At 70.5% G+C, this 25838-nt stretch carries 28 protein-coding genes and 1 pseudogene; 20 read left to right on the top strand and 9 right to left on the bottom strand.

Features of this window, described 5'->3' with window-relative positions:
• Nucleotides 1–33 precede the first annotated feature (33 nt).
• Entirely contained in the window at nucleotides 34–405 is a 372-nt protein-coding gene (locus RCH22_RS10240) for an FKBP-type peptidyl-prolyl cis-trans isomerase (protein ID WP_166788266.1), read from the top strand.
• Between the two features lie 33 nt (nucleotides 406–438).
• Here RCH22_RS10240 and RCH22_RS10235 read toward each other — a convergent pair whose 3' ends face one another.
• Nucleotides 439–723 carry a DUF167 domain-containing protein gene (locus tag RCH22_RS10235; protein ID WP_327013883.1) on the bottom strand — a complete coding sequence of 95 codons (285 nt, stop codon included), beginning with the start codon at nucleotides 721–723 and terminating at the stop codon, nucleotides 439–441.
• A gap of 66 nt (nucleotides 724–789) precedes the next feature.
• On the opposite strand from RCH22_RS10235, the gene RCH22_RS10230 reads away from it, so the two are divergent.
• Nucleotides 790–1197: a hypothetical protein gene (locus RCH22_RS10230; protein ID WP_327013882.1), complete on the top strand. Its 408-nt coding sequence runs from the start codon at nucleotides 790–792 to the stop codon at nucleotides 1195–1197.
• 28 nt (nucleotides 1198–1225) lie between these two features.
• Here RCH22_RS10230 and RCH22_RS10225 read toward each other — a convergent pair whose 3' ends face one another.
• The 4 genes from RCH22_RS10225 to RCH22_RS10210 form a co-directional block, all read right to left on the bottom strand.
• Nucleotides 1226–2071: an SDR family oxidoreductase gene (locus tag RCH22_RS10225; protein WP_327013881.1), complete on the bottom strand. Its 846-nt coding sequence runs from the start codon at nucleotides 2069–2071 to the stop codon at nucleotides 1226–1228.
• Complete coding sequence (locus RCH22_RS10220; protein WP_327013880.1) at nucleotides 2071–2496, bottom strand: pyridoxamine 5'-phosphate oxidase family protein; 426 nt, start codon at nucleotides 2494–2496, stop codon at nucleotides 2071–2073. The genes RCH22_RS10225 and RCH22_RS10220 overlap by 1 nt, the downstream gene beginning before the upstream one ends.
• A gap of 157 nt (nucleotides 2497–2653) precedes the next feature.
• Entirely contained in the window at nucleotides 2654–2923 is a 270-nt protein-coding gene (locus RCH22_RS10215; protein WP_327013879.1) for a protealysin inhibitor emfourin, read from the bottom strand.
• On the bottom strand, nucleotides 2920–4020 hold the full coding sequence (locus RCH22_RS10210) for a M4 family metallopeptidase (protein WP_327013878.1): 1101 nt from the start codon (nucleotides 4018–4020) through the stop codon (nucleotides 2920–2922). The genes RCH22_RS10215 and RCH22_RS10210 overlap by 4 nt, the downstream gene beginning before the upstream one ends.
• A gap of 106 nt (nucleotides 4021–4126) precedes the next feature.
• Between RCH22_RS10210 and RCH22_RS10205 the strand changes: the two genes are divergently transcribed.
• Nucleotides 4127–5020 carry an LLM class flavin-dependent oxidoreductase gene (locus tag RCH22_RS10205; RefSeq protein ID WP_327013877.1) on the top strand — a complete coding sequence of 298 codons (894 nt, stop codon included), beginning with the start codon at nucleotides 4127–4129 and terminating at the stop codon, nucleotides 5018–5020.
• 31 nt (nucleotides 5021–5051) lie between these two features.
• On the opposite strand, the gene RCH22_RS10200 is transcribed toward RCH22_RS10205, so the two are convergent.
• The 3 genes from RCH22_RS10200 to nirB all read right to left on the bottom strand — a co-directional run bounded on the left by RCH22_RS10200 (nucleotide 5052) and on the right by nirB (nucleotide 10063).
• The gene (locus RCH22_RS10200; protein WP_327015498.1) at nucleotides 5052–6083 is read right to left on the bottom strand and encodes a uroporphyrinogen-III synthase; all 1032 of its coding nucleotides are present in this window, start codon (nucleotides 6081–6083) and stop codon (nucleotides 5052–5054) included.
• Between the two features lie 167 nt (nucleotides 6084–6250).
• Nucleotides 6251–7366, bottom strand: a complete 1116-nt coding sequence (gene cobA / locus RCH22_RS10195) for a uroporphyrinogen-III C-methyltransferase (protein WP_327013876.1) — start codon at nucleotides 7364–7366, stop codon at nucleotides 6251–6253.
• A gap of 3 nt (nucleotides 7367–7369) precedes the next feature.
• Entirely contained in the window at nucleotides 7370–10063 is a 2694-nt protein-coding gene (nirB, locus tag RCH22_RS10190; RefSeq protein WP_327013875.1) for a nitrite reductase large subunit NirB, read from the bottom strand.
• 224 nt (nucleotides 10064–10287) lie between these two features.
• On the opposite strand from nirB, the gene nirD reads away from it, so the two are divergent.
• From nirD to RCH22_RS10165, 5 genes and pseudogenes are all read left to right on the top strand, one after another.
• A complete protein-coding gene (nirD, locus tag RCH22_RS10185) occupies nucleotides 10288–10632 on the top strand; it encodes a nitrite reductase small subunit NirD (protein ID WP_327013874.1) in 345 nt (114 codons plus the stop codon).
• A 111-nt stretch (nucleotides 10633–10743) separates the two neighbouring features.
• On the top strand, nucleotides 10744–12141 hold the full coding sequence (locus RCH22_RS10180; RefSeq protein WP_327013873.1) for an MFS transporter: 1398 nt from the start codon (nucleotides 10744–10746) through the stop codon (nucleotides 12139–12141).
• Between the two features lie 147 nt (nucleotides 12142–12288).
• Nucleotides 12289–14511, top strand: a complete 2223-nt coding sequence (locus RCH22_RS10175) for a molybdopterin oxidoreductase family protein (RefSeq protein ID WP_327013872.1) — start codon at nucleotides 12289–12291, stop codon at nucleotides 14509–14511.
• Complete coding sequence (locus tag RCH22_RS10170) at nucleotides 14504–16291, top strand: FAD-dependent oxidoreductase (RefSeq protein ID WP_327013871.1); 1788 nt, start codon at nucleotides 14504–14506, stop codon at nucleotides 16289–16291. The genes RCH22_RS10175 and RCH22_RS10170 overlap by 8 nt, the downstream gene beginning before the upstream one ends.
• Before the next feature lie 100 nt (nucleotides 16292–16391).
• Nucleotides 16392–16751: pseudogene (locus RCH22_RS10165) on the top strand (hypothetical protein); the annotation flags it as partial.
• A gap of 84 nt (nucleotides 16752–16835) precedes the next feature.
• Here RCH22_RS10165 and RCH22_RS10160 read toward each other — a convergent pair.
• Nucleotides 16836–17099 (bottom strand): hypothetical protein, encoded by a 264-nt coding sequence (locus RCH22_RS10160; RefSeq protein WP_327015586.1) that lies wholly within the window; start codon nucleotides 17097–17099, stop codon nucleotides 16836–16838.
• Between the two features lie 20 nt (nucleotides 17100–17119).
• Between RCH22_RS10160 and RCH22_RS10155 the strand changes: the two genes are divergently transcribed.
• From RCH22_RS10155 to RCH22_RS10100, 12 genes are all read left to right on the top strand, one after another.
• Nucleotides 17120–17635: an AI-2E family transporter gene (locus RCH22_RS10155; protein WP_327013870.1), complete on the top strand. Its 516-nt coding sequence runs from the start codon at nucleotides 17120–17122 to the stop codon at nucleotides 17633–17635.
• A gap of 161 nt (nucleotides 17636–17796) precedes the next feature.
• Nucleotides 17797–18654, top strand: a complete 858-nt coding sequence (locus RCH22_RS10150) for a class II fructose-bisphosphate aldolase (RefSeq protein WP_327013869.1) — start codon at nucleotides 17797–17799, stop codon at nucleotides 18652–18654.
• A gap of 3 nt (nucleotides 18655–18657) precedes the next feature.
• On the top strand, nucleotides 18658–19476 hold the full coding sequence (locus RCH22_RS10145) for an HAD-IA family hydrolase (protein WP_327013868.1): 819 nt from the start codon (nucleotides 18658–18660) through the stop codon (nucleotides 19474–19476).
• Entirely contained in the window at nucleotides 19473–20120 is a 648-nt protein-coding gene (gene dhaL, locus RCH22_RS10140; protein ID WP_327013867.1) for a dihydroxyacetone kinase subunit DhaL, read from the top strand. Before RCH22_RS10145 ends, dhaL begins: the two co-directional genes overlap by 4 nt.
• Nucleotides 20121–20192: 72 nt before the next feature.
• Nucleotides 20193–21188 carry a dihydroxyacetone kinase subunit DhaK gene (gene dhaK, locus RCH22_RS10135; protein WP_327013866.1) on the top strand — a complete coding sequence of 332 codons (996 nt, stop codon included), beginning with the start codon at nucleotides 20193–20195 and terminating at the stop codon, nucleotides 21186–21188.
• A 27-nt stretch (nucleotides 21189–21215) separates the two neighbouring features.
• Nucleotides 21216–21857, top strand: coding sequence for a maleylpyruvate isomerase N-terminal domain-containing protein (locus RCH22_RS10130; protein ID WP_327013865.1), 642 nt, complete (start codon nucleotides 21216–21218; stop codon nucleotides 21855–21857).
• 103 nt (nucleotides 21858–21960) lie between these two features.
• Complete coding sequence (gene rpsO / locus RCH22_RS10125) at nucleotides 21961–22230, top strand: 30S ribosomal protein S15 (RefSeq protein WP_134449591.1); 270 nt, start codon at nucleotides 21961–21963, stop codon at nucleotides 22228–22230.
• Between the two features lie 214 nt (nucleotides 22231–22444).
• Nucleotides 22445–22729: a hypothetical protein gene (locus tag RCH22_RS10120; protein WP_327013864.1), complete on the top strand. Its 285-nt coding sequence runs from the start codon at nucleotides 22445–22447 to the stop codon at nucleotides 22727–22729.
• A complete protein-coding gene (locus tag RCH22_RS10115) occupies nucleotides 22729–23721 on the top strand; it encodes an FAD:protein FMN transferase (protein WP_327013863.1) in 993 nt (330 codons plus the stop codon). The genes RCH22_RS10120 and RCH22_RS10115 overlap by 1 nt, the downstream gene beginning before the upstream one ends.
• A complete protein-coding gene (locus RCH22_RS10110) occupies nucleotides 23718–24275 on the top strand; it encodes a ferric reductase-like transmembrane domain-containing protein (RefSeq protein WP_327013862.1) in 558 nt (185 codons plus the stop codon). The genes RCH22_RS10115 and RCH22_RS10110 overlap by 4 nt, the downstream gene beginning before the upstream one ends.
• The gene (locus tag RCH22_RS10105; protein WP_327013861.1) at nucleotides 24272–25513 is read left to right on the top strand and encodes an NADH-ubiquinone oxidoreductase-F iron-sulfur binding region domain-containing protein; all 1242 of its coding nucleotides are present in this window, start codon (nucleotides 24272–24274) and stop codon (nucleotides 25511–25513) included. The genes RCH22_RS10110 and RCH22_RS10105 overlap by 4 nt, the downstream gene beginning before the upstream one ends.
• The gene (locus RCH22_RS10100; RefSeq protein WP_327013860.1) at nucleotides 25510–25776 is read left to right on the top strand and encodes a ferredoxin; all 267 of its coding nucleotides are present in this window, start codon (nucleotides 25510–25512) and stop codon (nucleotides 25774–25776) included. Before RCH22_RS10105 ends, RCH22_RS10100 begins: the two co-directional genes overlap by 4 nt.
• The last annotated feature ends 62 nt before the right edge of the window (nucleotides 25777–25838 follow it).

Here is a 25838-nt window from a genome sequence, read left to right as displayed (position 1 = left end):
GCATGCTGCGGGGAAATCCGATTGGATGGGTGCATGACTGATCTGAACACCAAGCCCGAACTCGACGCACCGGAGGGCCCAGCGCCCACGGAGCTCACCATTACCGACATCGTGGTTGGCGAGGGCGCCGAGGCGACCGCCGGCGCGACCGTCGACGTGCACTACCTCGGCGTCGAATACGACACCGGCGACGAATTCGACTCCTCGTGGAGCCGTGGCCAGTCGATCAACTTCCCGCTGCGCTCGCTCATCGCGGGCTGGCAGCAGGGCATCCCCGGCATGAAGGTCGGCGGGCGTCGCAAGCTCGTCGTGCCGCCGCACCTGGCGTACGGGCCCGCTGGCGGAGGACACCGCCTCTCCGGCCAGACCCTCATCTTCGTGATCGACCTGCGCGGCGTCAGCTAGGCCGCGCACTCACCCGCAACCCGTGCGCATCGATCACGGCTCGTGGTCGATGCGCACGTGTTTAACCCGCGAGGTGTGTCCGCGCACGATCGTGACGGCGCTCTTCGAAACGGCGAAGTGCTTCGCGAGCAGCTTGACGAGGGCATCGTTGGCGGCGCCCTCGACGGCCCGCTGCTGCAGGTAGACCGTGAGCGAGGCATCCGTCGGCGCGCTCGTCGCCGTAGGAGTGCCGAGCGAGTCCGGGTCGTCGACGGCGACGAGCGGGCCCTTGCGGCTGCCGGGCTTGACGTGCACCGTCAGGTTCACGGTTCGGGTCACGGACTGCCTCCTGAAACTCTTCCCTTCAACGCTAGTGGTCTGCGATCGTCCGGACGAGAATGTCCCATGATCTCAATCGACTGCGCACGTGCCCTCGAAGCCGCCGGACTGGCCTGGCGGCCCGCCTCAGGCGACGCGTTCCGGATCGAACGGGCCGGCTTCGACGTCGAGGTGTTCACGGTCAGCGAGATGACCATCGAACCGCATGAATTCGACACCGGCACCATCCTCGGCTTCAACGGCACGACCGAGTGGGCTCTCGACTCTCTCGCCCTCGAGGACGCCCTCTGGCTCCCACGGGAGGACCAGCTCCGGGAGATGCTCGGGGGTGCATTCCACTCCCTCGAGCGGCTCGGCGACGACGCCTATCGGGTCACCGCGCTGCTGGCCGGGGCGCTCGAAGCCATCGAGGCGACCGACGCGGCGGATGCCTACGGGCTGGCGGTGCTCCGCCTCCTGCGCCTCAGTCGCTAGTCGAGCCAGGCGCTCGTCGAGCCGGCTGCTAGTCGAGCCAGGCCGTGGTCATGCGCTGCACCGCTGAGCCGTCGGCATCGGCGAGTTTGACGCCGACGAACGCGCGCGCCGCGTCGGAGGTCTGCACCCGGAACGGCGGACGCTCACCGTCGAGCAGCGCGGCGACGAAGGCCCCGGCGCTCTCCGCGGACTGCGCGGCACTGAACGACTGCGCGGCCCTGGCGAGGTACCCCGCGAGGGCGGATGCGTACGGATCGTTCGGCGGACTGGCGCGCGGGTCGAGGCCGATGTTGTCGACGAACGACGATGCGACCGCGCCGGGTTCGACGACCGTGACCGTGACACCAGCGGTCGCCGCGACAGGGGCGAGGCTCTCCATGAATCCCTCGACCGCGAATTTGGCCGCACAGTACGCCTCACTGAACGGCTGGCCGACGACGCCGCCGACGCTCGTGACGGTGATCAGCCTGCCGTGGCTCTGCCGCAGGTGCGGCAGAGCCGCGCGGGTGACACTCACGACACCGAAGAAATTGACCTCCATGACCGCGCGCACGACGTCGAGGCCCTCGTTCTCGATGGTGCCGACGTGGCCGGCCCCTGCGTTGTTCACCAGGGCGTCGATCCGGCCGTACCGGTCGAGCATGTGCGCGATGACCTCGGTGATCGACGCGGGCTCCGTCACGTCGAGGCGGCGGATGTCGAGGTTCACGCCCGCCGTTTCGCTCGCGCTGCGCAGCGCGCGGGCTCCCTCGAGGGTGCGCATGGTCGCGACGACGGGGTGTCCTGCGCGGGCGGCCGCGACCGCGGCCTGGAGTCCGATGCCCGAGGAGGTCCCGGTGACCAGGACGGTGCCGGGGACGGCCGGGCCGCTCATCAGTACCGTTCGGGTTCTGGTCCGAGCTGGAATCGGCGGCCGCTCACCGTCTCGGGAATGATCTCCACGTAGATGTACTTGAGCGTCGGGATGAGCGGGCGCAACGGCAGCTGGTCGGCGGCATCGATGTCGGCCTGGTGTTCGAGCACCCGTGCGTGGCCCCTCGCGACGACGCTCCAGGCCTCGTCGCGTCCGATGCCGTCCGTCTCGAAGGCCACCTTGTTGTTGACGGTGAGTTCGAGGAGCTTGGTGCCCTCCGCGGTGCGGAAGACCAGGCGCCGGTCGGCGGCGACGAAGTTGACCGGGTAGATGTCCGGTTCGCCCGCGATGCTGAGAGCGAGGCGACCGAAGCTCGAGGAGAGCAGGAGGTCCCAGCATTCCTCATCGTCGAGGACATGCACCGGATACAGGTCGTTGGTTTCCATGGTTCATATTCCCACGCAACCGGGTGCTCCGCCACCACCCTCCAATGTCGACGTGAACTCACGGCAGACCCGAATGTCCCGGTCGGGTCGGGCCGCACCGCCTCGAAACCGGGCCGACGCGACCCCTGCGCGCAGCCGGGGCACGGCCGACTGGGACTCAGTCGCGGTCGTGCGTGGTGCGCACCCGGTCGACGAGCTGCCGCCAGGGGCCGGAGAGGTCTGGTTCCGCGAGAACGACTTCGTGCGGGGCGCAACGGATGCGGTAGACGTAGCGGTCCGGTTCCGGCGCCCTCTCGACGACGTCGTCCCAGGGCAGGGACGCGAGGAGATCGGTCCACGCCTCCGCGTCGGCCTGCTCGTCGACCTGGACCTCCCAGGTGACCCGCACTCCGGCGATGCCACCGCTTCGCGAAACGATGACCTTCATGCCCGCGATGTTACTCCGCCGAGTCCCTTCCCGAGCCCGACGCCACTCCAGCCGGCCACGACAGCGCTGTGCTCGCGGGAGCCGGGGCCGAACCGCCTGGTCGCCGCCGTCACGGTTGCGCGGGCGAACCCGGCGAAGTCGACGCGGGGCCGCAGCGTTCCGCTCGTGAGCGTGTCGTACCAGATCCGGCCGGCGCCCTCCCACGCGTTGCCGCCCAGCTCGGCGGCCACGAGGTAGAACGCCCGGTTCGGGATACCCGAGTTCAGGTGCACGCCTCCGTTGTCGTCCACGGAATCGACGTAGCCGCTCATGTCCGACGGTTGGGGGTCCATGCCGAGCACGTCGTCGTTGTACGCCGTTCCCGGCGCCTTGAGCGAGCGCAGTGCCGCGCCCTGGACCTGGTCGGTGAAGAGTCCGGCACCGATCAGCCAGCTCGCCTCGGTGACGGACTGCCCGAGGGTGAACTGCTCGACGAGCGACCCGAACACGTCGGACACGGATTCGTTGAGGGCCCCCGACTGGCCCTCATAGGCGAGGTTGGCGCTGAACTGGGTGACCCCGTGGGTGAGCTCGTGGCCGATCACCGTCAGAGACGCCGTGAACCGGTTGAACACCTCGCCGTCGCCGTCGCCGAAGACCATCCGCTCGCCGTCCCAGAAGGCGTTGTCGTAGGAGCGGCCGTAGTGCACACTCGCCTCGAGGGGCAGTCCATGGCCGTCGATCGAGTCGCGCCCGAACCGGGTCCAGAACAGGGCGTGGGTGTGGCCGAGGCCGTCCCAGGCCTCGTTCACCGCGACATCACCGACGGGGGCCTGGACCTTCGACCGCACCAGGCGACCGGGCAGGCGTTCGAGGCCGCCGGCATCCGAAACGGCCCTGTCGAGCTCACCGCGAATGGCTGCCCCGCCGCGGGCGGCCGGGCGCACGGTCGGCGGATGCGTCGTGCTGCGTCGCTCGCGCAGCGGCGCGTCCCGCAAGAGCGAGTGCCGGGCCGCGTCGACCGCGGCAGAGTAGCGCGGGTCGTCGAGTCTCGCGAGCCGCACCAGGAGGTACGGCGGAACGATGGCGCATCGGGTCGCATGCTCTCTGCTGCTCATGGCTCGAGTGTGTCACTGAGCGCCGACAAACGCACGGGTTCCGCGCCCCGGCTGTGGAGAACACCGGGTCCGGGGGCCGAACAGCACGCGCTCCTAGACTGGGACCATGCGCTACGGAATCGTCATCCTCCCCCAGGACCCCTGGCCGGAAGCCTCCCGCAAGTGGCGGGGCGCCGAACGTGTCGGCTTCGACCACGGCTGGACCTACGATCACCTGTCCTGGCGCAGCCTCGCCGACGAACCGTGGCACGCCACGATCCCGACCCTGACCGCTGCCGCACTCGTGACGCGGGACCTGCGGCTCGGGACCTTCGTCTCGAACCCGAACTTCCGGCATCCGGTGCCCTTCGCCAAGGAACTCGCGACACTCGACGAGCTGTCCGGCGGGCGGTTCTTGCTCGGCGTCGGCTCGGGCGGCACAGGCTTCGACGCCACCGTGCTCGGCCAGCGGGCATACACCGGGCCGGAGCGGCACGCTCGTTTCACCGAATTCGTCACCCTGCTCGACCTGCTGCTGCGCGGGGAAGCGGAGGGCAGCACGGCCGGCATCGACTTCACCGGCGACTGGTTCACCGCCGTCGGCGCACGCATGGTCGGAGCGCCGACCCAGGCGCCCCGGCTCCCGTTCGTGATCGCGGCGAACGGGCCGAAGGGGCTTCGCCTCGCGGCGACCCACGGCGACGGCTGGGTGACGACGGGTCCGGACGGCGCGACCGGTGACGCCTGGTGGACGAAGGTCGCCGCGCTCGCCGAGCGGCTCGACGACGCGGCGGATGCCGTCGGCCGCGAGCCGGCCTCGATCGACCGGTACCTCAACCTCGATAGCGGTGGCAGCTACTCCCTGCAGAGTGTCGGAGCCTTCGACGACGCCGTCGGCCGGGCCGAAGAACTCGGCTTCACCGACGTGATCAGTCATTGGCCGCGTGCCTCCGGCATCTACGCCGGCTCGGAGGACGTGCTCGAGGCCGTCGCAGCCGCCCGTTTGACGCCCCGGACGTGAGGCTTCGCCCCTGAGGCTTCGGCCCGACGGGTCAGACGTCGATGCGGTAGCCGCGCTTGATGACCGTCGCGACGAGGCCCGGTTCGGGGAGCGCCTGGCGTAGCCGGCTGATCGCGACGTCGACGGCATGGTCGTCCTGCATCTCGGGCAGGATCGCCGTGAGGCTCGCCCGGGACGTGACCGTCCCGCCGGCGGCGAGCAGTACCCGCAGCAGCGTCAGGGAGCTCGGCGGCAGGGTGGTGCGGGCGCCGGCGAGTGAGAACAGCCGGCCACGGAGCTCGACGGGTCCGAACCGGGTGTCGAGGCGCAGCACGCGCTGCTGCTCGAGGTGATCGCAGACGAGCTTGATGAGCGCGCCCATCCGGAACCGCTCCGGCACGATCGGTGCCAGCCCGGCGGCGAGCAGGGGGCCGGCGGTGACGGGGCCGACGGCCGCGGCGACGACGTTCTCGCTGAAGGCATCCTGCAGTTCGTCGAGCCGGCCGATCGAGTCGGCGACCCCGAACAGGGCCATCACGGCAGGGGCACTCGTGAACGTGACGGCGTCGACGCCGCCCGTGCAGATCAGGTCGACGAGCCGGAGCACCCGCGCCGAGTCCTCCGGAAGCAACCAGCGATACGGGGCCACGGTCAGCACCGTCGCGCCGGCCAGGGCGAGCCGCTCGAGCTGGGGCTGGTCGGTGAAGCCGTGCAGCTGCACCGCGATGGTCTTCCCGGCGGCGCCGTCCCGCAGCACATAGTCCACGAGGGACTTGGTAGTCTCCTCGTCGCTCATGCCGTCGTCGTCGAGGCCCGCCGCCCGGACGGCGCCGCGCGCCTTCGGGCCGCGCACGAGGATGCTGGAGTGCTCGAGGGTCTCGGTGAGCTCGTGGCCGACGCCCGCGGCATCCGCCGCCTCGAACCAGCGCCGGATGCCGTACGAGGTCGTCGCAAGGAGGATGTCGGGCCGGGCGGCGATGATCGCGAGGGTATCGCTCGTGATGCGGGCGTCGTCCGCCGCGGCCGCGATGCGGATGGCGGGCGCGTGGACGACCTCGGCGCCGCGGCGTTCGAAGGCGGCGATGAGGTCCTCGGAGCGCCGATCGCTCGTGACGGCGATGCGGAAGCCCTCGAGCTGGTCTGCGCGGAACCCGGGCTGACTTGCTTCGGCGCTCGTGTCGTTGACGGTGTCTCCGGCTCGTTGGGTGGTGGCAGGTGGCTGGGGGTGGCGTGCGGGGCGGATGTCCCCGGTCAGCGCTCGGCGTTCAGGGAGTGCTCGGCGTTGCCCGCGATGGCCTGCAACAGCTCCTCGCTGGCGGCGTCGTCGTGCTGGGACAATCGTACGACCTCACCGATCACGAGGACGGCGGGTGAGCGGGCACCGAGTTTGGCGGCGAGCGGGGTGATCGTGTCGAGCCGGGCCTTCGTGGTGCGCTGGCGGGACGAAAAGCCCTGCTCGATGATCGCCACGGGCATGTCGGTCCGCATCCCGTGGCGGGCGAGCCCCGCGGTGAGGTGCGGCAGGGTCCCGACGCCCATCAGGACCACGATCGTGCCGCCGAGCCCTGCGAGGTGGGCGAGCTCGTTCTCGCTGAGCGGCGCGTGGCCGGAGAGCACGGTGAAGACCCGGCTGAGTTCCCGGTGGGTGACCGGGATGCCCGCGGCGGCCGGCACCGAGATCGCGCTCGTGACCCCGGAGACGACGGTGACCGGCACGCCGGCCTCGCGGCACGCGAGTACCTCCTCGCCGCCGCGCCCGAACACGAACGGGTCGCCGCCCTTGAGACGGACGACGGTGAGGCCGGCGAGGGCGCTGTCGACGAGCATCCGCTCGATGTCGGCCTGCGGGGTGGCGTGGTGGCCCGGCGTCTTGCCGACGTCGACGTGCTCGGCGCCGGGGCACCACTCGTCGAGCCGGTCGTGCGGGCTGAGCTTGTCGTAGAAGACGATGTCGGCGTCGCGGAGCGCCTGGACGGCGGCCATCGTGAGGAGGCCGTCGTCGCCGGGTCCGCCGCCGACGAGGGTCACGCGCCCGAGCGGGGCGACGGACGCCGCAGGTTCGCGGCTCAGCCAGACCCGCTGCGAGGCGCAGGCATCGACGATGATGCGCTCGGTGGCCTCGGAGACCTCGACGAGAACGACCAGGTCGACCGCCGAGACGAGGTCACGCCAGCCGTGCGGGAAATGCGGGTATTCGACGGGGCGCACCTGAGGGTGCGGCCTCTCCGGCGGATGCCCGTCGACGGGAACAGAGGCCAGGTAGACGATCGCGTCAGCGGCGAGGAACCGGGCGAGCACCCGCCTGGCCGCGAGGGCGCCTCCGAAGACGAGGACCCGGCGGCCGGCCAGGTCGAGGCTGATGTCCATGGTTCACACTCCCTGTCGCAGTTCAATGACGCGTTCGGTTGCGGTGGCGGTGGCGGTACCGGTGGCGGCGGCAGTGGCGTCACGGGGCCGTACCGGGATGCTCGGACCGGAGAGCAGCACGGCCTCGCGCTCCGCCGGCCGCGCAGGCCGGGGCTGGTCGCGTTCGATGACCTGCAAGAGCGCTGGGTCCGCGGTTCCGGGGGCATTGACGAAGGACCGGAACCGGCGCAGGCGCTCCGGATCCTTGAGGGTCGCGGCCCATTCGTCTTCGTAGTTGCCGACGTGGGCGAGCATGGCGGCCTCGAGCTCCTCGGCGATACCGAGGGAGTCGTTGCAGACGACGTCGCGCACGTGGTCGAGCCCGCCCTCGAGGTCTTCCTGCCAGCGGGCGGTGCGCTGCAGCCGGTCGCCGGTGCGGATGTAGTACATCAGGTACCGGTCGATGTACTTGATCAGGGTCTCGTCGTCGAGGTCCTGGGCGAGGAGCTGGGCATGGGCGGGCTGGAAGCCGCCGTTACCGCCGACGTAGAGGTTCCAGCCCTGGTCGGTCGCGATGATGCCGACGTCCTTGCTGCGCGCCTCCGCGCACTCGCGGGCGCAGCCGGAGACGCCGAGCTTGAACTTGTGCGGTGCGCGCAGTCCCCGGTAGCGCAACTCGAGATTGATCGCCATCGCGACGGAGTCCTGCACGCCGAAGCGGCACCAGGTCGATCCGACGCAGCTCTTGACCGTTCGGAGGGACTTACCGTATGCCTGGCCGGACTCGAACCCGGCCTCGACGAGGATCTTCCAGATGTCGGGAAGCTGTTCCAGACGGGCGCCGAACAGGTCGATGCGCTGGCCGCCGGTGATCTTGGTATAGAGGTTGAAATCGGCGGCGACCTCGGCGATGACCTTGAGTTTGGCCGGAGTGATCTCGCCGCCCGGTATTCGGGGCACGACCGAGTACGTGCCGTCCTTCTGCATGTTGGCGAGGGCGCGGTCGTTGGTGTCCTGCAGGGCGCCGCGGCCGCCGTCGAGGATGTACCCCGAGGTCTGCGTCGCGAGAATCGAGGCGATCACGGGTTTGCAGATGTCGCAACCGAGTCCGCTGCCGAACCGTGACATGATCTCGTCGAAGTGGGTGAGCTGCAGGATACGGACGGATTCGAAGAGCTCGCTCCGGCTGAGCGCGATGTGCTCGCACAGGGCGTGGGAGACGGAGATGCCGGCCCGCGTCAGCTCGGTCTCGAGGATTTTCTTGACCAGCGGCACGCAGGAGCCGCACTGGGTGCCCGCACGGGTGCACGCCTTGAGCGGACCGAGTTCGGTACAGGCCTCGGTATGCTCCTCGCCGCGGATGGCGGCTCGCACGGCGCCGACCGAGACGTTGTTGCAGGAACAGAGCTGCACGTCGTCCGGCAGGTCTGTGCTCGCCGGCGGCTCGGCGCCGGCCGCGGAGAGGTAGGCGCTCGGTTCGGCGCCGAGCTCGCGGCCGAGCAGGGGCCGCAGTGCCGTGTACGGCGAGGCGTCGCCGACGAAGATGCCGCCGAGGAGGGTTTTCGCATCATTCGTGACGACGATCTTCTGGTACAGGCCCCTGGCCGGGTCGGCATAGACGATCTCGAGCGAGTGCTCAGCGGCCCCGAGGGCGTCGCCGAAGCTGGCGACCTCGACCCCGGCGAGCTTGAGCTTGGTGGCGTCGTCGATGCCGGGGAAGACGGCGGCGCCGCCGTGCAACCGGTCGGCGACGACCTCGGCCATCGCGTTCGCCGGGGCGACGAGGCCGACACAGCTCCCTTGGACGCTCGCGACCTCCCCGATGGCCCAGATGCCCGGGATCGACGTGCCGCAGGCATCCGTGATCTCGATGCCGCCGCGTGGGCCGAGCTCGAGGCCTGCCGCGCGGGCGAGTTCGTCGCGCGGCGTGATGCCGATCGAGAACACGACGAGGTCGGCGTGCAGCTGGGTGCCGTTGGTGAGTGTGACGCCGAGGACGCGGCCGGTCGGGGAGGTGAGCACCTCGGTGGGCCGGTTGCCGAGGGCGAGGGTGATGCCCTGGGCCTGGATCAGCCGGCCGAGCGCCTGCCCTGCTCCCTCGTCGAGCTGGGCGCTCATCAGCCAGCGGCCGGAGTGCACGATCGTGGCAAGCCCGCCGAGGCGCTGCAGGCCGCCCGCGGCCTCGAGGCCGAGAAGGCCGCCGCCGACGACGACGACGTTCGCGGGCCGGCCGAGCCGCTCGCGGAGACGGGCGACCTCGGCGACGAGGAAGTCGACGTCCTCGATGGTGCGATAGACGTGGCCGGCTTCGGCGCCGGGAATGGGCGGCACGGTGGCGGACGATCCCGTCGCGAACACGAGCTCGTCGTAGGAGAGGGTCTCGCCGTCGGCGAGGGTGACCGTGCGGCCGGCGGGGTCGACGCTGTCCACCCGGCTGCCGCCACGGTAGGTGACGCCGGGGGTCTCCCAGAGTGCTCGGTCGCCGAGGGTGAGGTCCTCGGAGTCGACGAGGCGGCGGGACAGGGCGACCCGGTCGTACGGCAGGTGGTCCTCGTCGCCGAGGACGAGGAGTTCGCAGTCCTGACCCGGAGTGGACCTGGCCTGCATGGCCTCGGTGAACCGGTGCGCGGCGGGGCCGCCGCCGATGACGACGACGCGTTGGGGGGCGCCGGAGGGCCCTGAGTGAGCCTGAGCGGCGTCGAACGTGACGTTGTCCATGGCGGAGCCTTCCGTAAGTGGTGCTGCCAGCCTAAAAGGGCCGCGTTTCCCCTCGGTTGCGCCCATGTAACAAGGTGTGACCGGGACCTCACCGGCCCCCCCGGGGAGGGTGAGGACTTCTTTACGCATTCGACGCGCCCGGCGCGTACCCGCGAAACGTGGCCGATTTAGCGTGAGGGAATCGCCCACCCGGCAGGCATACCTCACAGAAAGCGGGATCACTCGTGAAACACCCCGGCACCTGGATTCGCGTCTGTTCCCTCGACGAACTCGAGCCGCTCTGGGGCGAAGCCGCCCTTGTCGGCGACGAGCAGCTCGCCATCCTGCTGCTTCCGAACGGCGGCCTCTACGCCGTCGACAACCGTGACCCCGCAACCGGGTCGTTCGTGATGAGCCGCGGCATAGTCGGCTCGCGCGGTGACCGGTTCACCATCGCCTCGCCCCTGCACAAGCAGGTCTACGACCTCGAGACCGGCGAATGTTTCACCACCGCCGAGTACTCGCTGCGCACCTACCCGGTCAGGGTCGAGGACGGAGAGGTGCACGTGCGCCTCTCCGAAGCCGCGTGACCAGTTCCGGCCGCTCTCGTCGCACCCGCCCGCTACCCCCGTTCAGGACCTCCCATGCACTACATCGCCCCCGTTGACTTCCCCCCGCACACCGATCCCGAGGAGAACACCATGACTGCAGTCGATACCCCCACAACCGGTCTCCGCACCGGCCAGAGCCTCGTCCACCGCCCCGGCCGATGGATCGACAACTGGAACGCCGAAGACACCGCCCAGTGGAACAACGGCGCCAAGGCCATCGCCTCCCGCAACCTGAAGTGGTCGATCTTCGCCGAGTTCCTCGGCTTCGTGATCTGGCAGCTCTGGAGCATCGTCGTCGTGCAGCTGCCCAAGGCCGGCTTCACCTTCGACACCGGCCAGATCTTCTGGCTCATCTCGATGCCGAGCCTCGTCGGTGCGACGCTCCGCTTCCCATACACGTTCATGGTGGCCCGCTTCGGCGGCCGCAACTGGACCATCATCTCCGCCGGCCTGCTCCTGATCCCGTCGATCGCCCTCGGGATCTGCGTCGGCAACCCGGCCACCCCGTTCCCGGTGATGCTCTTCGTGGCTGCTCTCGCCGGCCTCGGCGGCGGCAACTTCGCGAGCTCGATGTCCAACATCACCTACTTCTACCCGCAGAGCCAGAAGGGCTGGGCCCTCGGACTCAACGCGGCGGGAGGCAACCTCGGTGCCGCCGTCGCCCAGCTCGTCGTGCCGATCGTGATCACCATCGGTGCCGCCGGAACGCTCAACCTCTCGCTCGCCGGCTGGTTCTGGGTGCCGTTCATCCTCGTCGCGATGTGGGGTGCCTGGAAGCGAATGGACAACCTGTCGAGCGCCAAGGCCGACTTCGCCGGTTCGCTCGCCGCACTCCGCGAACCGCACCTCTGGATCCTCGCCCTGCTCTACATCGGCACCTTCGGCTCCTTCATCGGCTTCGCGAGCGTCTTCCCGAAGCTCATCGCCGACCAGTTCCCGGCATACTCGACCTTCCACATCATGGCCGCGTCGATCTCGCTCGCCTTCCTCGGCGCCCTCGTCGGTTCGCTCGCCCGCCCGGCCGGCGGCAAGCTCGCCGACCGCTTCGGCGGAGCCCGCGTCACGATCGCGGCCTTCGGCGTGATGGCCCTCGGCGCGCTGCTCGTGATCGCGGTGCTCTCCCTCGGCAACTTCTGGCTGTTCCTCGCGAGCTTCCTGCTCATCTTCGTCGCGACGGGAGTCGGCAACGGCTCGACCTACCGGATGATCCCGAGCGTCTTCGCCGCCCGCAGCGGCGTCAGCGACGCTCACACCAACTCGGGCGACGTGAGCACCCAGCGGAAGACCGCAGCAGCCCTCGGCCTCATCTCCGCGATCGGCGCATACGGCGGATTCATCATTCCCCAGGTCCTCGGCAACTCGAAGATCGCGACCGGCAGCTACACCGGCGCGATCTACGGTTTCATCGGCGCATACCTCGTGATGATGGCCGTTACCGCGTTCTTCTACCTCCGCCGGGGCTCCTCGGTGGCCGGCCAGCGCATCTAGCCTGGGCCCGCTCGCGACCGCGCCGGTTTCCCGCGGCCGCGCCCGCACCGGCAGGCGCGGCCACCACAAACCGGCGCGTTCGTCCCGTATCCGAAGCGCGCAGCCGCATCTGCGCCATCACCGACGCCACCAGCAGCAGGAGACCCTGTGACCGCACCCCTCGCATCCGCCGCCAGCCCGGGCGTCGACACGCACTGCCCATACTGTGCGCTGCAGTGCGCGATGACCCTGACACCGACGCATGCCGAGATCGGCATGCGCTCCGGCGCGGCCGGTGCGGGCGTGGATGCCGCGACTCCGCAGCGCGTGACCGTCGCCGGGCGGGCGTTCCCCACCAACCGGGGCGGCCTGTGCAAGAAGGGCTGGACCGCCGCGGAACTGCTCGTGTCCCCGGAGCGGATCCTGACCCCGATGCTCCGGCAACCGGACGGCGGCTTCGCCCCGGCGAGCTGGGCGGAGGCGCTCGACCTCGTGGCCGAGCGGCTCGCCGGGAGCCGGGCGCGGCACGGCGCCGACTCGGTCGGGGTGTTCGGCGGCGGCGGGCTGACCAACGAAAAGGCCTACCAGCTGGGCAAGTTCACCCGGGTCGCGCTCGGCTCGTCCCGGATCGACTACAACGGCCGGTTCTGCATGTCCTCGGCCGCGGCAGCGGGCAACCGCGCGTTCGGCCTCGACCGGGGACTGCCGTTCCCGGTCGAGGACCTCGACGCGGCCGACACCATCCTGATCCTCGGCTCCAACGTCGCCCAGACGATGCCGCCGTTCATCGGCCATCTCGAGGGCGCCCGCAGCGCCGGCGGCCTGATCGTCGTCGACCCGCGTCGCTCGGCGACCGCGCGCCTCACCGAGGACGGCGGTGGCATGCACGTCCAGCCGACTCCCGGCAGCGACCTCGTGCTCCTGCTCGGCCTGACCAACATCGTCATCGCCGAACGCCTCATCGACACGGACTACATCGAACGGCGCACGGTCGGCTTCGAGGTCCTCCGCCGCAGCGTCTCCCGGTGGTGGCCCGAACGGGTGCAGCAGCTCACCGGCGTTCCGGTGCCGCAGCTGCGCGAGCTCGCCCGCCGGCTCGCGGCCGGATCGGGCACCTACATCCTCACCGGGCGCGGCGTCGAGCAGCACGTCGACGGTACGGACACCGCGACCGCCGCGATCAACCTCGCCCTCGTGCTCGGCCTCGTCGGCACCCGCCATTCCGGCTACGGAACCCTGACCGGGCAGGGCAACGGCCAGGGCGGTCGCGAGCACGGCCAGAAGTGCGACCAGCTCCCCGGCTACCGCAAGATCACCGACGCGGCCGCCCGCGCCCACGTTGCCGGTGTCTGGGGCGTCCCGCCCGAGAGCCTGCCGGGGGCCGGCGTGCCCGCGATCGAGCTGCTCGACTCGCTCGGCGCGCCCGGCGGCGTCCGCTGCCTGCTCGTGCACGGCTCGAACGTCGTCGTGTCCGCCCCGGACTCCAACAGGGTGCGCGCCGGCCTCGAGGCCCTCGATTTCCTCGTGGTCTGCGACTTCTTCTTCTCCGAGACCGCGCGCTTCGCCGACGTCGTGCTGCCGGTCACCCAGTGGGCGGAGGAGGACGGCACGATGACCTCGCTCGAGGGCAGGGTCATCCGCCGCCGTACCGCGATCGGCGCGCCGGACGGGGTGCGGAGCGAACTCTGGATCTTCCAGGAACTGGCGCGCCGGCTCGGCTCCGCCGGCACGTTCAGCGCCGACCCGGCCGAGGTGTTCGACGAGCTCTGCCGTGCGAGCGCGGGCGGCCTCGCCGACTACTCCGGCCTGAGCTACGGGCTGCTCGACACAGGGGAGGCGGCATACTGGCCGTACCCGGTCGGGTCGACCGGAACCCCTCGGCTCTTCCTCGACCGTTTTGCGCACCCCGACGGCCGCGCGCGCATCGTCGCCGTGCAGGCAAGGGTGACGGATGCGCCGGCCCAGCGCGACGGAACGGTCACGCTCATCACCGGCCGGCTCCTCGAGCACTACCAATCAGGGGCCCAGACCCGCCGGGTGCCCGAGCTGCAACAGGCCCAGCCTCAGGCCAGGCTCCAGGTGCACCCGGCGACCGCGGCCCGACTCGGTCTCGTCGACGGTGGCGAGGTCGAGGTCGGCAACTCGCAGGGCACCGTGACCTGTGTCGCCGAGGTGACCGGCGGCATCCGTCCAGACACCGTGTTCCTGCCGTTCCACTTCCCCGGTGCCCAGCGCGCGAACCTGCTCACCCTCGGGGTCACCGATCCCGTCTCGGGCATGCCGGAATTCAAGCGCACGACCGTGCGGGTGCGCGCGCTCGTGGGGACACCGGGGTCCGGGCCTGCCGGTCCCTTTTCCGTCCCGTCGATTCGAACGGATGCCCATGCCTGAGCCGATCCCCGCAGCGCCCGTCGGGAGCACGCCCGCTGCTGTTCCCGCAACCGTTCCCGCAGCCGTTCCCGCTTCCCCGGCGCCGAGCCGGATCGTCCTCGTCGGCTACGGCCCGGTCGGGGCCCGCCTCGCCGAGGAGCTGCTCCCGGTCGTGCGGGCCGGCCTCGCCACCCTGACCGTCGTCGGAGCGGAGTCGGTGGACGCATACAACCGGGTGCTCATTGCGGACTATGCCGTCGGCCGCTCCGACCGGGACACCCTCGAGGTGACGGACACCGACGCGGCCAGGGCTGCGGGCGTCGACATCCGCACCGGCGAGGTCGTCACCCGGATCAACCGGGTGCGCCGCACGGTGACCCTCGGCGACGGCACCGACCTCGGCTACGACCGGCTCGTGCTCGCGACCGGTGCCCGTGCCAACGTCCCGACCCTCGACGGGGTGACCCGGCTGCGCCGCACCCTGATGCGCCCGCCGACGGATGCCGGTGCGCTCGACACCGCCGACGCCCCATTGCCCCGCGGCGTCACCGCGCTCCGCGACCTCGACGACGCGGCGACCGTGCTCGAAACCGTCCGCTCGGGAGGCCGGATCGTCGTGCTCGGCGCCGGGGTGCTCGGCATGGAGTTCGCGCTCGCCGCGGCCCAGGCCGGGAGCGACGTCTGCGTCGTCTACCACGCCGACATTCCGCTGAACCGCAATCTCGACCGCGGCGGCGGAACGGTGCTCGCCCGCAGCGCCCGCAGGGCCGGCGTCACCATGGTCAGCCACGCCCGGGCCGAGAGCATTCTCTTCACCGTCGACGCCGAAGGCCACGACCGCTTCGACGCGCTGATTTGCGCCGACGGCAAGCAGATCCCCGGAGACCTGCTCGTGCTCAGCTGCGGCATCGGCGCCCGCACCGAACTCGCCGGCCTCGCCGGCCTCAGCGTGTCGACGGGCATCCTCGTCGACGAGTCCCTGCGGAGCTGGACGGACCCCACCGTCTTCGCGATCGGCGACTGTGCGCACGTCGCCCCCCGGCCGGCCCCCGGCGCCTCCCAGGCTGCACCCGCCGGAGGTCCCACCGGCCTGATCGGACCCGGCTGGCGCCAGGCCGACTGGCTCGCCGCCCGCTTCGCCGCGGAGATCGAGCACGATGCCCAGGCCGTCGCCGTCGCTCCCGCCGATTTCGGGCCGGCGCTCGCGGTGCAGGCGCACGGCGTCGTCATGCTCAAGGCGGAGGGCATCGACGTCGTCGCCGCCGGCGACACGAGCGCGGACCCCTGGGACATCGACCCTGCGCACGCGGACGACGGCCACGGGGCTGCCGAGCCCGTTCATGGCAGGGGCTGCGCGGCGGCACCGGTCGCGGCGGTGCCGCGCCTGGGCGTGTCGCAGTGGGCCGACCCCGAGCACGGCCGCTACGTGAAGATGGTCACGCGTGGCGGCATCCTCACCGGCTTCATCTGCGTGGGGATGCCGCGCACCGGCGCCGAACTCACCCTGCTCTTCGAGCGCGGCAGCGAACTGCCCGCCGACCGTTCGCTGCTGCTGCGCTACGACGGACCCGACGTGGACCCGACGGGCGGCGGCGACGCCTTCGCTCCCGACACGACGGTCTGCTGGTGCAACGGTGTCACGGTCGGCGCGATCACCGCCTCAGCGGAGGCCGGCAACACCGACGTCGCCTGCATCGGCTCGGCCACCCGGGCCGGAACCGGCTGCGGCGGCTGCAGAGGCCGCATCGGCGAGGTTCTCGAGCGTTTCGCCCTGACCAATTCGACGGAGATTGTAGGCTGAACACCTCGAAAATGTGCCTCCCACGTGTGTGAAACTCAAAAACTCCGTCGAAGTGGTGAGGTTCAGGGAGAGCGGCCTGGCCCTGCCCACCCTGGGACGCATGCGAGCGAAGCCCGAGCGAACCCCTCAGCAGACATCACGGCAGACACCACGGCAGACTCCGGCTGAGTCCGCCGGGTCCGAGCGCTCCGGCAGCAGGGACAGTGCCCTGAGTTCCCTGTTCGTCGACCGGCTGGGGTGGCTGAGCATCCGCAGCGCCCAGCTGATCGTCGTGATCGTGCTGGGAATCGGAGTGGTGTTCGCCCTCGTGCAGCTCAAGTTCGTCGTGATCCCCACGCTCGTCGCACTCATCCTTGCTGCGGCACTCAGCCCGCTCGTGCGCTGGCTGCGCGCCCGTGGAGTGCCGCGAACGCTGGCGACCTGGCTCACCCTGCTCGGCGGGGTCGTCGTGCTCGGGGGCATCGTGACCCTGATCGTCCTCGCCGTGCGTAACCAGTGGTCCGAGCTCGTCACCGGCCTCCGACGGTCTCGACCAGGTGCAGGGCTACCCGACGACCGGCCCGCTGTCGCTCGATGCCACCCAATTCGAGGCCGCCAGGAACGCCGTGATCGGCTTCGTGACGAGTGCCGAGTTCGGCAGCGGCGCGCTCGCGGGGGTGTCCGCCGCAGCCGAGGTGCTCACCGGAGCCGCCCTCGTCGTCGTCATCCTGTTCTTCTTCCTCACGGACGCCGCGTCGATCTGGGCCTTCTTCCCGACGCCGTTGCGCGGCTCCGCCCTCGCGGGCGCGCCGCATCGGAAAGACCGCACCGGCGGTCCTCGGACAGTACGTGCGCTGGACCGCGACCATCGCGCTCTTCGACGGCGTCGTCATCGGCGCGAGCCTGGCCATCCTGCAGGTGCCGCTCGCCCTGCCGCTCGCGGCGATCGTCTTCCCCACCGCGTTCATCCCCTTGATCGGCGCGACGATCGGCGGAATCCTCGCCGCGCTCGTCGCCCTCGTCTTCAACGGGCCGATCGTCGCTCTCATCGTCGCTCTCATCGTCGCTCTCATCGTCGTGGTGGTCAACCAGCTCGAAGGCGACCTGCTGAACCCGATCGTGATGGCCGGCGCACTCAAGCTGCACCCCCTCGTGATCCTCGTCGCCCTCACCGCGGGCACTGTGCTCGGCGGCATCGCCGGCGCGGTACTCGCCGTGCCGCTCGTCGCCGTCGCATGGTCGATCGTGCGCGTCCGGGACCACCCCGCCACAGTCGCCCTGAGCCCGCCGCCGCGCCGATTCTTCCCCGGAAAGCCCGGTGCCGGTGGCAGGTCTGCCACCGCCCGCGTCCAGCGCGACGGCTGACCCAGGGACAGGATCCACCTCCTCCCGCCGCGACGCCTGAGAGCGGGGGAGAGCCCATTGTCGGGGCCGGGGTTGCAGCCTACGATGTCGGCAACCGGCTGACGGCGACCCGGTGACACCCGGGCCCGGACACCGGCCCCACTCCGGCGAGGAGGCCTGGAATGTCGGTGTCTACGCTGAAAGCGGTCGTCGACCGCGCGTTCGCGGAACGCTTCGGCGTGCCGGCGATCAACATCGTGAACGACCTCACGATGGAGGCCGTGCTCGCGGGGGCGGTCGAGGCCCGGTCGCCGGTGATCGTGCAGACCTCGGTCAAGACCGTGAAGTCGATCGGGTCGCGCGTGCTCTTCAGCATGTGGGAATCGATGACAGCGGGCATCGACGTGCCGGTGGTGCTGCACCTCGACCACTGCCCCGACCGGGCGGTCATCACCGAGTGCCTCGAGCGCGGCTGGAACTCGGTGCTCTTCGATGCGTCCCGGCTCCCGGTCGCGGAAAATCAGCGGCAGACCGTCGAGGTCGTCGCGGAGGCCCGCACCTTCGGGGCGCACGTCGAGGGTGAGATCGAGTCGATCACCGGGGTCGAGGACGGCATCGGCTCGGACACGGCATCCGCCAGGCAGTCCCTCGAGATCTCGCTGCGCTTCATCGAGGAGACCGGCGTCGACGTGTTCGCACCCGCGATCGGCAACGCCCACGGTGTCTACACCCGGGAACCGGTCCTCGACTTCCGTCGGGTGAGCGACATCGTCACTGCGCGCCCGATCCCGATCGCCCTGCACGGCGGGAGCGGCCTGAGCCCCGGCCAGTTCGCCGAACTCATCGCGCTCGGGTGCGCCAAGGTCAACATTTCCTCGGCGCTCAAGATCACATTCATGCAGTCGAGCCTCGCCTATCTCAAGGGCGCGGAGGCCCGCGACAAATGGGACCCGACGTCGCTGTTCGGGCAGGTTCGTTCCGACATCGTCGCGCTGACACGTGGACTCGCCGAACAATTCGGCAGCGCAGGGAAGGCATGACGGATGCCGGCCCTCATCTTCGACTGCGACGGCGTCCTCGCCGACACCGAGCGCGACGGCCACCTGCCGGCGTTCAACGAGACCTTCCGCGAATTCGCCGTCCCGGTGCGGTGGAGCGATTCCGACTACGCCGTCAAGGTCAAGATCGGCGGCGGAAAGGAGCGGATGCGGAGCGCCGTGACACCCGCGGTCGCCGCCGTCATCGGCCTTCCGGACGACCCCGGCGCCCTCGACGAGGCCGTCGCGCGCTGGCACCGCCGGAAGACCGCGATCTACACCGACGCCGTGGCGCGCGGCGCACTCCCCGGCCGCCCCGGCATCAAACGGATCACGGCGGCCGCGTACGCGGCAGGCTGGACGCTCGCCGTCGCATCCACGTCGGCCGAGGAATCCGTCCGCGCCGTGCTTACCGAGGCGGTCGGACCCGACCTCGCCGCGCACTTCCGGGTCTTCGCGGGGGACATCGTCGCGGTCAAGAAGCCGGCCCCCGACATCTACCTCCTCGCCCTCCGAGAACTCGGTGTCCCGGCAGCCGAGGTCCTCGTCATCGAGGACAGCGCCAACGGCCTCCAGGCGTCGCTCGCCGCCGGTCTCCGCACCCTCATCACCGTCAGCGGCTACACGGCGGCCGAGGACTTCACCGGCGCCTCCCTCGTCGTCTCCTCGTTCGGCGACCCCGGCGGCCCCACCGCGATCACCCTGAAGGACCCGCTGCGCCTCGACGTCGGCCGCACCGTCGAACTGACCGATCTCACGGCCATCCTGGCCGCACCGGGACCGATCACCCCAGGATCGACCACCCCAGAACCGGAGACCCCATGACCCACAGCAGTCTCGACGACATCGAATTCGTCGTGCACAGCATCGCCCAGACCGCTGTCGACAACGAACGCGAGTTCGGCGACCTCGACGCCGTCGTCGGCGATGGTGACTTCGGGTTCTCCCTCGCCCGCGGCTTCGAGATCGTCCTCGCCGACTGGCCGGACTTCGATCGCAGTTCCCCGGCCGACTTCCTGAAGAAGATCGCCCTCGTCACCTCCGGACGGATAGGCGGAACCTCGGGCCCACTCTGGGGTACCGCATTCCTGCGGGCATCGGCGGCCATCGCAGGGAAGGCCGACCTCGACGGCGACGACGTCGTCGCGATGCTCCGGGCAGCGACAGAGGGCATCAAGGCGCGGGGCAAGTCCGATCTCGGCGATAAGACCCTCCTCGACGCCCTGGTCCCGGCAACGGATGCCTTCGAGGCCGAAATCCACGCCGGGAGTGCCGGCACGGTTGCGCTCGCCCGTGCCGCCGTCGTCGCGCGGGAACGCGCGGACGCGACGAGCTTCCTGCAGGCCCGCCGCGGCCGGGCGAGCTACACGGGGGAACGCAGCATCGGTTCCCCAGACCCGGGGGCCGTCGCCGTCGCCGTGATCCTCGCACGGCTCAGCCGGGAATGGGCCGCGCGCGACGACCTCTGATCCACGCGATTCCGCACGCGATTCCGCACGATCTGCTGCACGTTCCGGACCACCCACGAAGGAGATGGACACATGAAGAAATTCGTCAACGACCCGAAAATGTACGTGCCGGACATGCTCAAGGGCATCGCCCTCGCCAACCCGGACACCCTCCGCTACGAGCCGAAGTACAACCTGATCATGCGCGCGGGCGGTCCAAACCCGAACAAAGTGTCGATCATCCAGGGCTCCGGTTCCGGGCACGAACCCGCCCACGTGATGACCGTCGGCCGCGGGATGCTCGACGCGGCCTGCCCCGGCGACGTGTTCGCCGCCCCGCCGATGGACTACGTCTACGAAACCACCAAGCTGATGGCCTCGCCCAAGGGCGTGCTGCTGCTCGTGAACAACTACACCGGCGACCGGATGGCGTTTGAAATGGCCCAGGAGATGGCCGCGTCCGACGGCATCAACGTCAAGACCCTGTTCATCGACGACGACGTCGCCGTGCAGGACTCGACCTGGACGGTCGGTCGCCGCGGCGTCGCGGGCAACTTCTTCGTGATGAAGGCCGTTGGAGCGGCCTCCGAGGCCGGCGCCTCCCTCGACGAGCTCGTCCGGATCGGCGAGAAGGTCGACAGCGTCACCCGCACGATGGGCATCGCCCTCACTTCCTGCACCCCGCCCGCGAAGGGGTCCCCGCTCTTCGAGCTCGGCGAGGACGAGATCGAGGTGGGCGTCGGCATCCACGGCGAACCCGGCCGCCGGCGTGCCAAGCTCACGACCGCTGACGAGATGACCGACGAGATGCTCGACGCCGTCGTGAACGACCTGCCCTTCGTCGCGGGCGACCGCGTCGCTCTCATGATCAACGGGCTCGGCGGCACCCCGATCAGCGAGCTCTACATTCTCTACGGGCACGCGCACGAGGAACTGACCCGCCGCGGCATCACGGTCGGGCGCAGCTACGTGGGGGAGTACTGCACCTCCCTCGACATGGCCGGGGCTTCGCTGACCCTCGTGCGTCTCGACGACGAGATCGAGGGCCTGTTGGCCGCGCCCGCCGAGATCGCCGCCCACGTGTTCTAGCGGATGCCGCCGCTCTAGAATGACGCGATGACCAGTTGGAATGAAAGCCGGGCCGCCTACCGGGATGCCGCGGGCTGGTTCGCCGGAACCACCGCGACGATCACGGACCAGTGGGAGCGGGTCGCGCTCGGGGAGTGGACCGTGCGCGACCTCGTCGGCCACACCAGCCGCTCCCTCCTCACCGTGGAGAGCTATCTTGCGGCCGGGCGCGAGGTGTCCGTCGACCCGGAGCACCCGCCAGCGCTCGAGATCGCGAGCGCCGTCGACTACTACGGCGTGATCGGCGTCGGGGCCGGCGACCCTGCCGCGGTCGCGGGGCGGGGCAGGGCGGCCGGGAGGGCCCTCGGGGCCGAGCCCGCGGCATCCGTCGCCGGGATCGTCGGACGCGTGCTCGCCGAGGTCGACCGCGCGACCGGCGACGAGTTCGTGCTGACGCCCTTCGGCGGGATGCTGCTGGCCGACTACCTGCCCACGCGCGTGTTCGAACTCGCCGTGCACGGCTGCGACCTCGCCGCGAGCCTCGGCATTCCGCCGACGGTGCCGGAGTCCGCGGTGTCGATCGCCGTGCACCTGCTCGGCGACCTCGCCGTGCGCGGAGGCAAGGGCCCGGAGATGCTCCTCGCCGGCACGGGGCGAGGACCCTTGACCGACCGGTTCAGCGTGCTCTGAATTCTGCTAAGCTCTCTAGGTTGCCGTCCAACGGCCGCGGAACAAGAGAGCCCAGGCATTCGGCCCACGGGCACCGCGCAGTGAGAGAAAGGGGATCCCATCTATGGCACTCGAAGCTAATGCTAAGAAGGCGATCATCGAAAAGTACGCTACCCACCCAGGCGACACCGGGTCCCCCGAAGTCCAGATTGCCATGCTCACGCAGCGCATCCTCGACCTCACGGAGCACCTGAAAGAGCACAAGCACGACCACCACTCTCGTCGTGGCCTGCTTCTCATGGTTGGTCAGCGTCGCCGTCTGCTCGGCTACCTGTCCGACATCGACATCGCCCGCTACCGCTCGCTCATCGAGCGTCTCGGACTGCGTCGCTAGTCAGGCACGAAACCGGAAGCCGCGTCGATATCGCGCACTTCTGAAGCTGAACTTCAACGAAACGGGCCGTCACCTTCGGGTGGCGGCCCGTTTCGTCTGCCTGCACGTGGACCTGTGAGCCTCCGCAGTGCGCCCCTCCCTAACACCCTGTTCCCTCAAGGTGGCTGCATAGGAAACCCATAGAGTCCGCTGGCACCGTAGTTAGTGTCAACGGATGAAGGGTGGCACGGAGATGAATGCTCACGAACGCGGTAAGAAGCTCAGCCGGATCGTGACCGGCACGATCGGACTCCTCGCCGTCGTCGCAGCCTCTGCGCTCGGCCTGCACGATTGGGCCGACTCGCTCGCCACGCAGGACTCCTCCGCGACCACGACGACCACGACGACCTCGGGCACGACGTCCGGAAGCACGACGACCCAGGCGACCGCCGCTCCTGCTGCGCCGAGCGTGTCCTCTGGCAGCGGAACCAAGGTGCACGCCAAGACGAGTGGGTCCTGATGGTCGCCGTCGCGACCGTCGCGACCGTCGCGACCGTCGACTGGAGTCTCTGGAGTACGAGCGCCCGCCTCGTCGTGACCGACCCCGCGCTCCTCCCGGAGGCCCGCCGGATCGCCGACGCCGTGCTCGAACGCGTGGAACTCGCCTCGAGCCGGTTCCGCCCGGACTCCGAGATCCTGACGAAGGCGCCGCTCTTCCCGGTCGGTGCCCTCGTGAGTGACACTCTCGCCGAACTGATGCGCCGTGCCCTCGCCTCCGCGGCGGAGACCGACGGCGATGTCGACCCGACCCTGGCCAATGCCCTCGGCGCGATCGGCTACGACCACGACATCCGCCTGATCCTCGACGACGGCGTCCCGGTGCGCGCGATCGCCTCACCCCGGCCCGGCTGGGCGAGTGTGCGCCTCGTCGGCAACCGCCTGACCGTGCCGGCCCACCTCGGCATCGACCTCGGAGCGACCGCGAAGGCCGCCGCCGCCGACCAGGTCGCCGCCCGTATCGTCGCAGAACTCGGCTGCGGCGTGCTCGTGAGCCTCGGCGGCGACATCGCGACCGCAGGTCCCGCGCCCGCGGGAGGGTGGCAGGTCCTGGTCCAGGATGCCCCGCTCGACCCGAGCGCCCACGTGACCCTCGCCGAGGGCCTCGCGCTCGCGACCTCGAGCACCCAAAAGCGCCGCTGGACGAAGGCCGGCCACCCCCAGCACCACATTCTGGACCCCGCCTCCGGGCTGCCCGCCGAACCCGTCTGGCGCAGCGTCACGGTCGCGGCCGAGACCTGTCACCGGGCCAACACGCTCAGCACGGCCGCGATCGTCCGCGGCCACAAGGCCGTCGCCTGGCTGCGCGAGCTCGGCGTTCCCGCCCGCCTCGTCGACGCCGAGGGCGTGGTCGTCCCCCTCGGCGGCTGGCCGGACGACAACCGGCCAGAGGCCCCGGAAACCTCAGAAACCCCGGCTGCTGCCGACCCCTACGCCGAAAGGCCGTTCCTGTGAACGAGGCGCTCTGGGCGCTCGGTCGCGGAACCGGGGTCGTCTCCCTCGCCCTCTTCACCGTGTCCGTCCTGCTCGGCATCCTGAACCGGTCCGGCAGGCCGCTCTTCACGTTGCCCCGCTTCTCTGTCGCCCTCGTGCACCGCAATGTTGCTCTGCTCGCGACCGCGTTCCTCGCCATCCACCTCGTCACGCTGTTCGGGGACTCCTACGCCCAGCTCCGGCTCGTCGACTTCGTCGTGCCGTTCCTCGGCGCGGCCAAGCCCTTCTGGCTCGGTCTCGGCACCCTCGCCGTCGACCTGATGCTCGCGATCGTGATCACCGCACTCCTCCGCGGTGTCGTCGGCGTGCGCGTCTTCAAGGCCGTGCACTGGCTCACCGACCTGATGTGGCCTGTTGCGCTGCTGCACTCCATCGGCAACGGCACGGATGTCGGCCAGACCTGGTTCATCGCCTTCGCCGCGACCTGTTCGATCGCCCTGGTCGCCGCGCTCGTCTGGCGCCTGAGTCGCGGTTTCGTCGAGTACCAGAACGTCAGAGTCAAGAGGGCCTCATGAGCAGCGCAGCGGACGCCCGGCTGTTCCCCGCCGTCCAGGCCCCGGTCGGCACCGCCCGTCTCATGGCCGCCCGTGCCGCCGACTACGCCACCCACCAGTCGACCTTCGGCCCGCTGCCCGCCCACGCGGATTCGGCGGCACTCCTCGCCGCCCTGCGCGACTCCGGTCTCGAGGGCCGCGGCGGCGCCGGCTTCCCGGCATGGCGCAAGCTCGCCGCCGTCCCTGCCCGCGAACGAGCCCGCCGCCGCCGCGTCGTCGTGATCGGCAATGCCGCGGAGGGCGAACCCCTCAGCCAGAAGGACGCGACCCTGCTGCTCCTGTCGCCGCACCTCGTCATCGACGGGCTCCTCACCGTCGCCGGCGCCCTCGGCGCCCACTCCGTCTACCTCTACGCCCAGGCCTCCGTGCTCGAGTCCGCCACCCGCGCCTTCGCCGAGCGGGCGGATGCCTCCGCGATCGAACTGCGGGAAGCGGCCGACACCTTCATCTCGGGTGAGGCATCCGCCGTCGTCAACGCCCTCGCCGGCAAGGCGCCGATTCCCCACGACCGCACCGTGCGGCTGACCGAATCCGGTCTCGGCGGCCGGCCCACCCTGCTGCACAATGTCGAAACCCTCGCCCACATCGCGCTGATCGCGCGCTTCGGCGCCGCCTGGTTCCGGTCGGTGGGCACGAAGGGGGATCCGGGGACGCGACTCGTCACGGTCGGCAGCGACGGGCATCCGTCGAGGGTGCTCGAGGTTGCAGGCGGGTCCCGCATCGGCGACGTGCTCCGGTTCACCGGCGTCGACATCGGGAGCCTTTCGGCCGTGCTCGTCGGCGGCTACCACGGCGCCTGGCTGCCGGCGTACGCCCTCGAGGCCCGCCTCGACCGCGCCGACCTCGCCGGATTCGGCGCGAACCCCGGCGCCGGCATCCTGATGGGGCTCGGCGAACGGCGCTGCCCGATCACGGTCGCGGCCGCGGTCGCCAGTTACCTCGCCGGGGAGACCGCCGGCCAGTGCGGCCCCTGTGTCAACGGGCTCCCGGCGATGGCCGCCGTGCTCGGGCGTCTCGCCACCGGGGACCGCGACACGGGGCTCCCCGGCGAGGTGCGCCGCCTCGCGGCCATCGTCACCGGGCGGGGCTCCTGCAACCACCCGGACGGCACCGCCCGGTTCGTGCTCAGCACGCTCACGGTGTTCGCCGATGACGTCACCGCGCACCTGAACGGGCGCTGCCGAAAGGACCACCGATGAACCTGCGCGCCCCGGAGCCACGAGGCGCGGGGACCCCCGCCGGCCTCCTGCACATCGACTGGACGAAGTGCGACGGCCGCGGGCTCTGCACCGAGATCCTGCCGGAACTGCTCGCCCGCGACGACTGGGGCTACCCGCTCGCCTACGGCTACGGTTCTGCCGGCGCCGGCTCGAACGTGCCGGTCCCGGACACCCTGCTCACCGCGGCAGCGGATGCCGTGTCCCTCTGTCCACGCCAGGCGCTCACCCTCGTCGACCCCTAGTTCCTCGCCGGTCGCGCCAGCGCAGGGAGGGCCCGTCGACGGGGGAGTGACGTAGGCTCGGA

Origin of the sequence: Cryobacterium sp. GrIS_2_6 (assembly GCF_035984545.1) — a bacterium.
In the GTDB taxonomy this organism is placed as follows: Bacteria; Actinomycetota; Actinomycetes; order Actinomycetales; family Microbacteriaceae; genus Cryobacterium.
The sequence above is the reverse complement of the archived record's forward strand: the minus strand, read 5'-3'. Positions and strand labels throughout refer to the sequence as shown.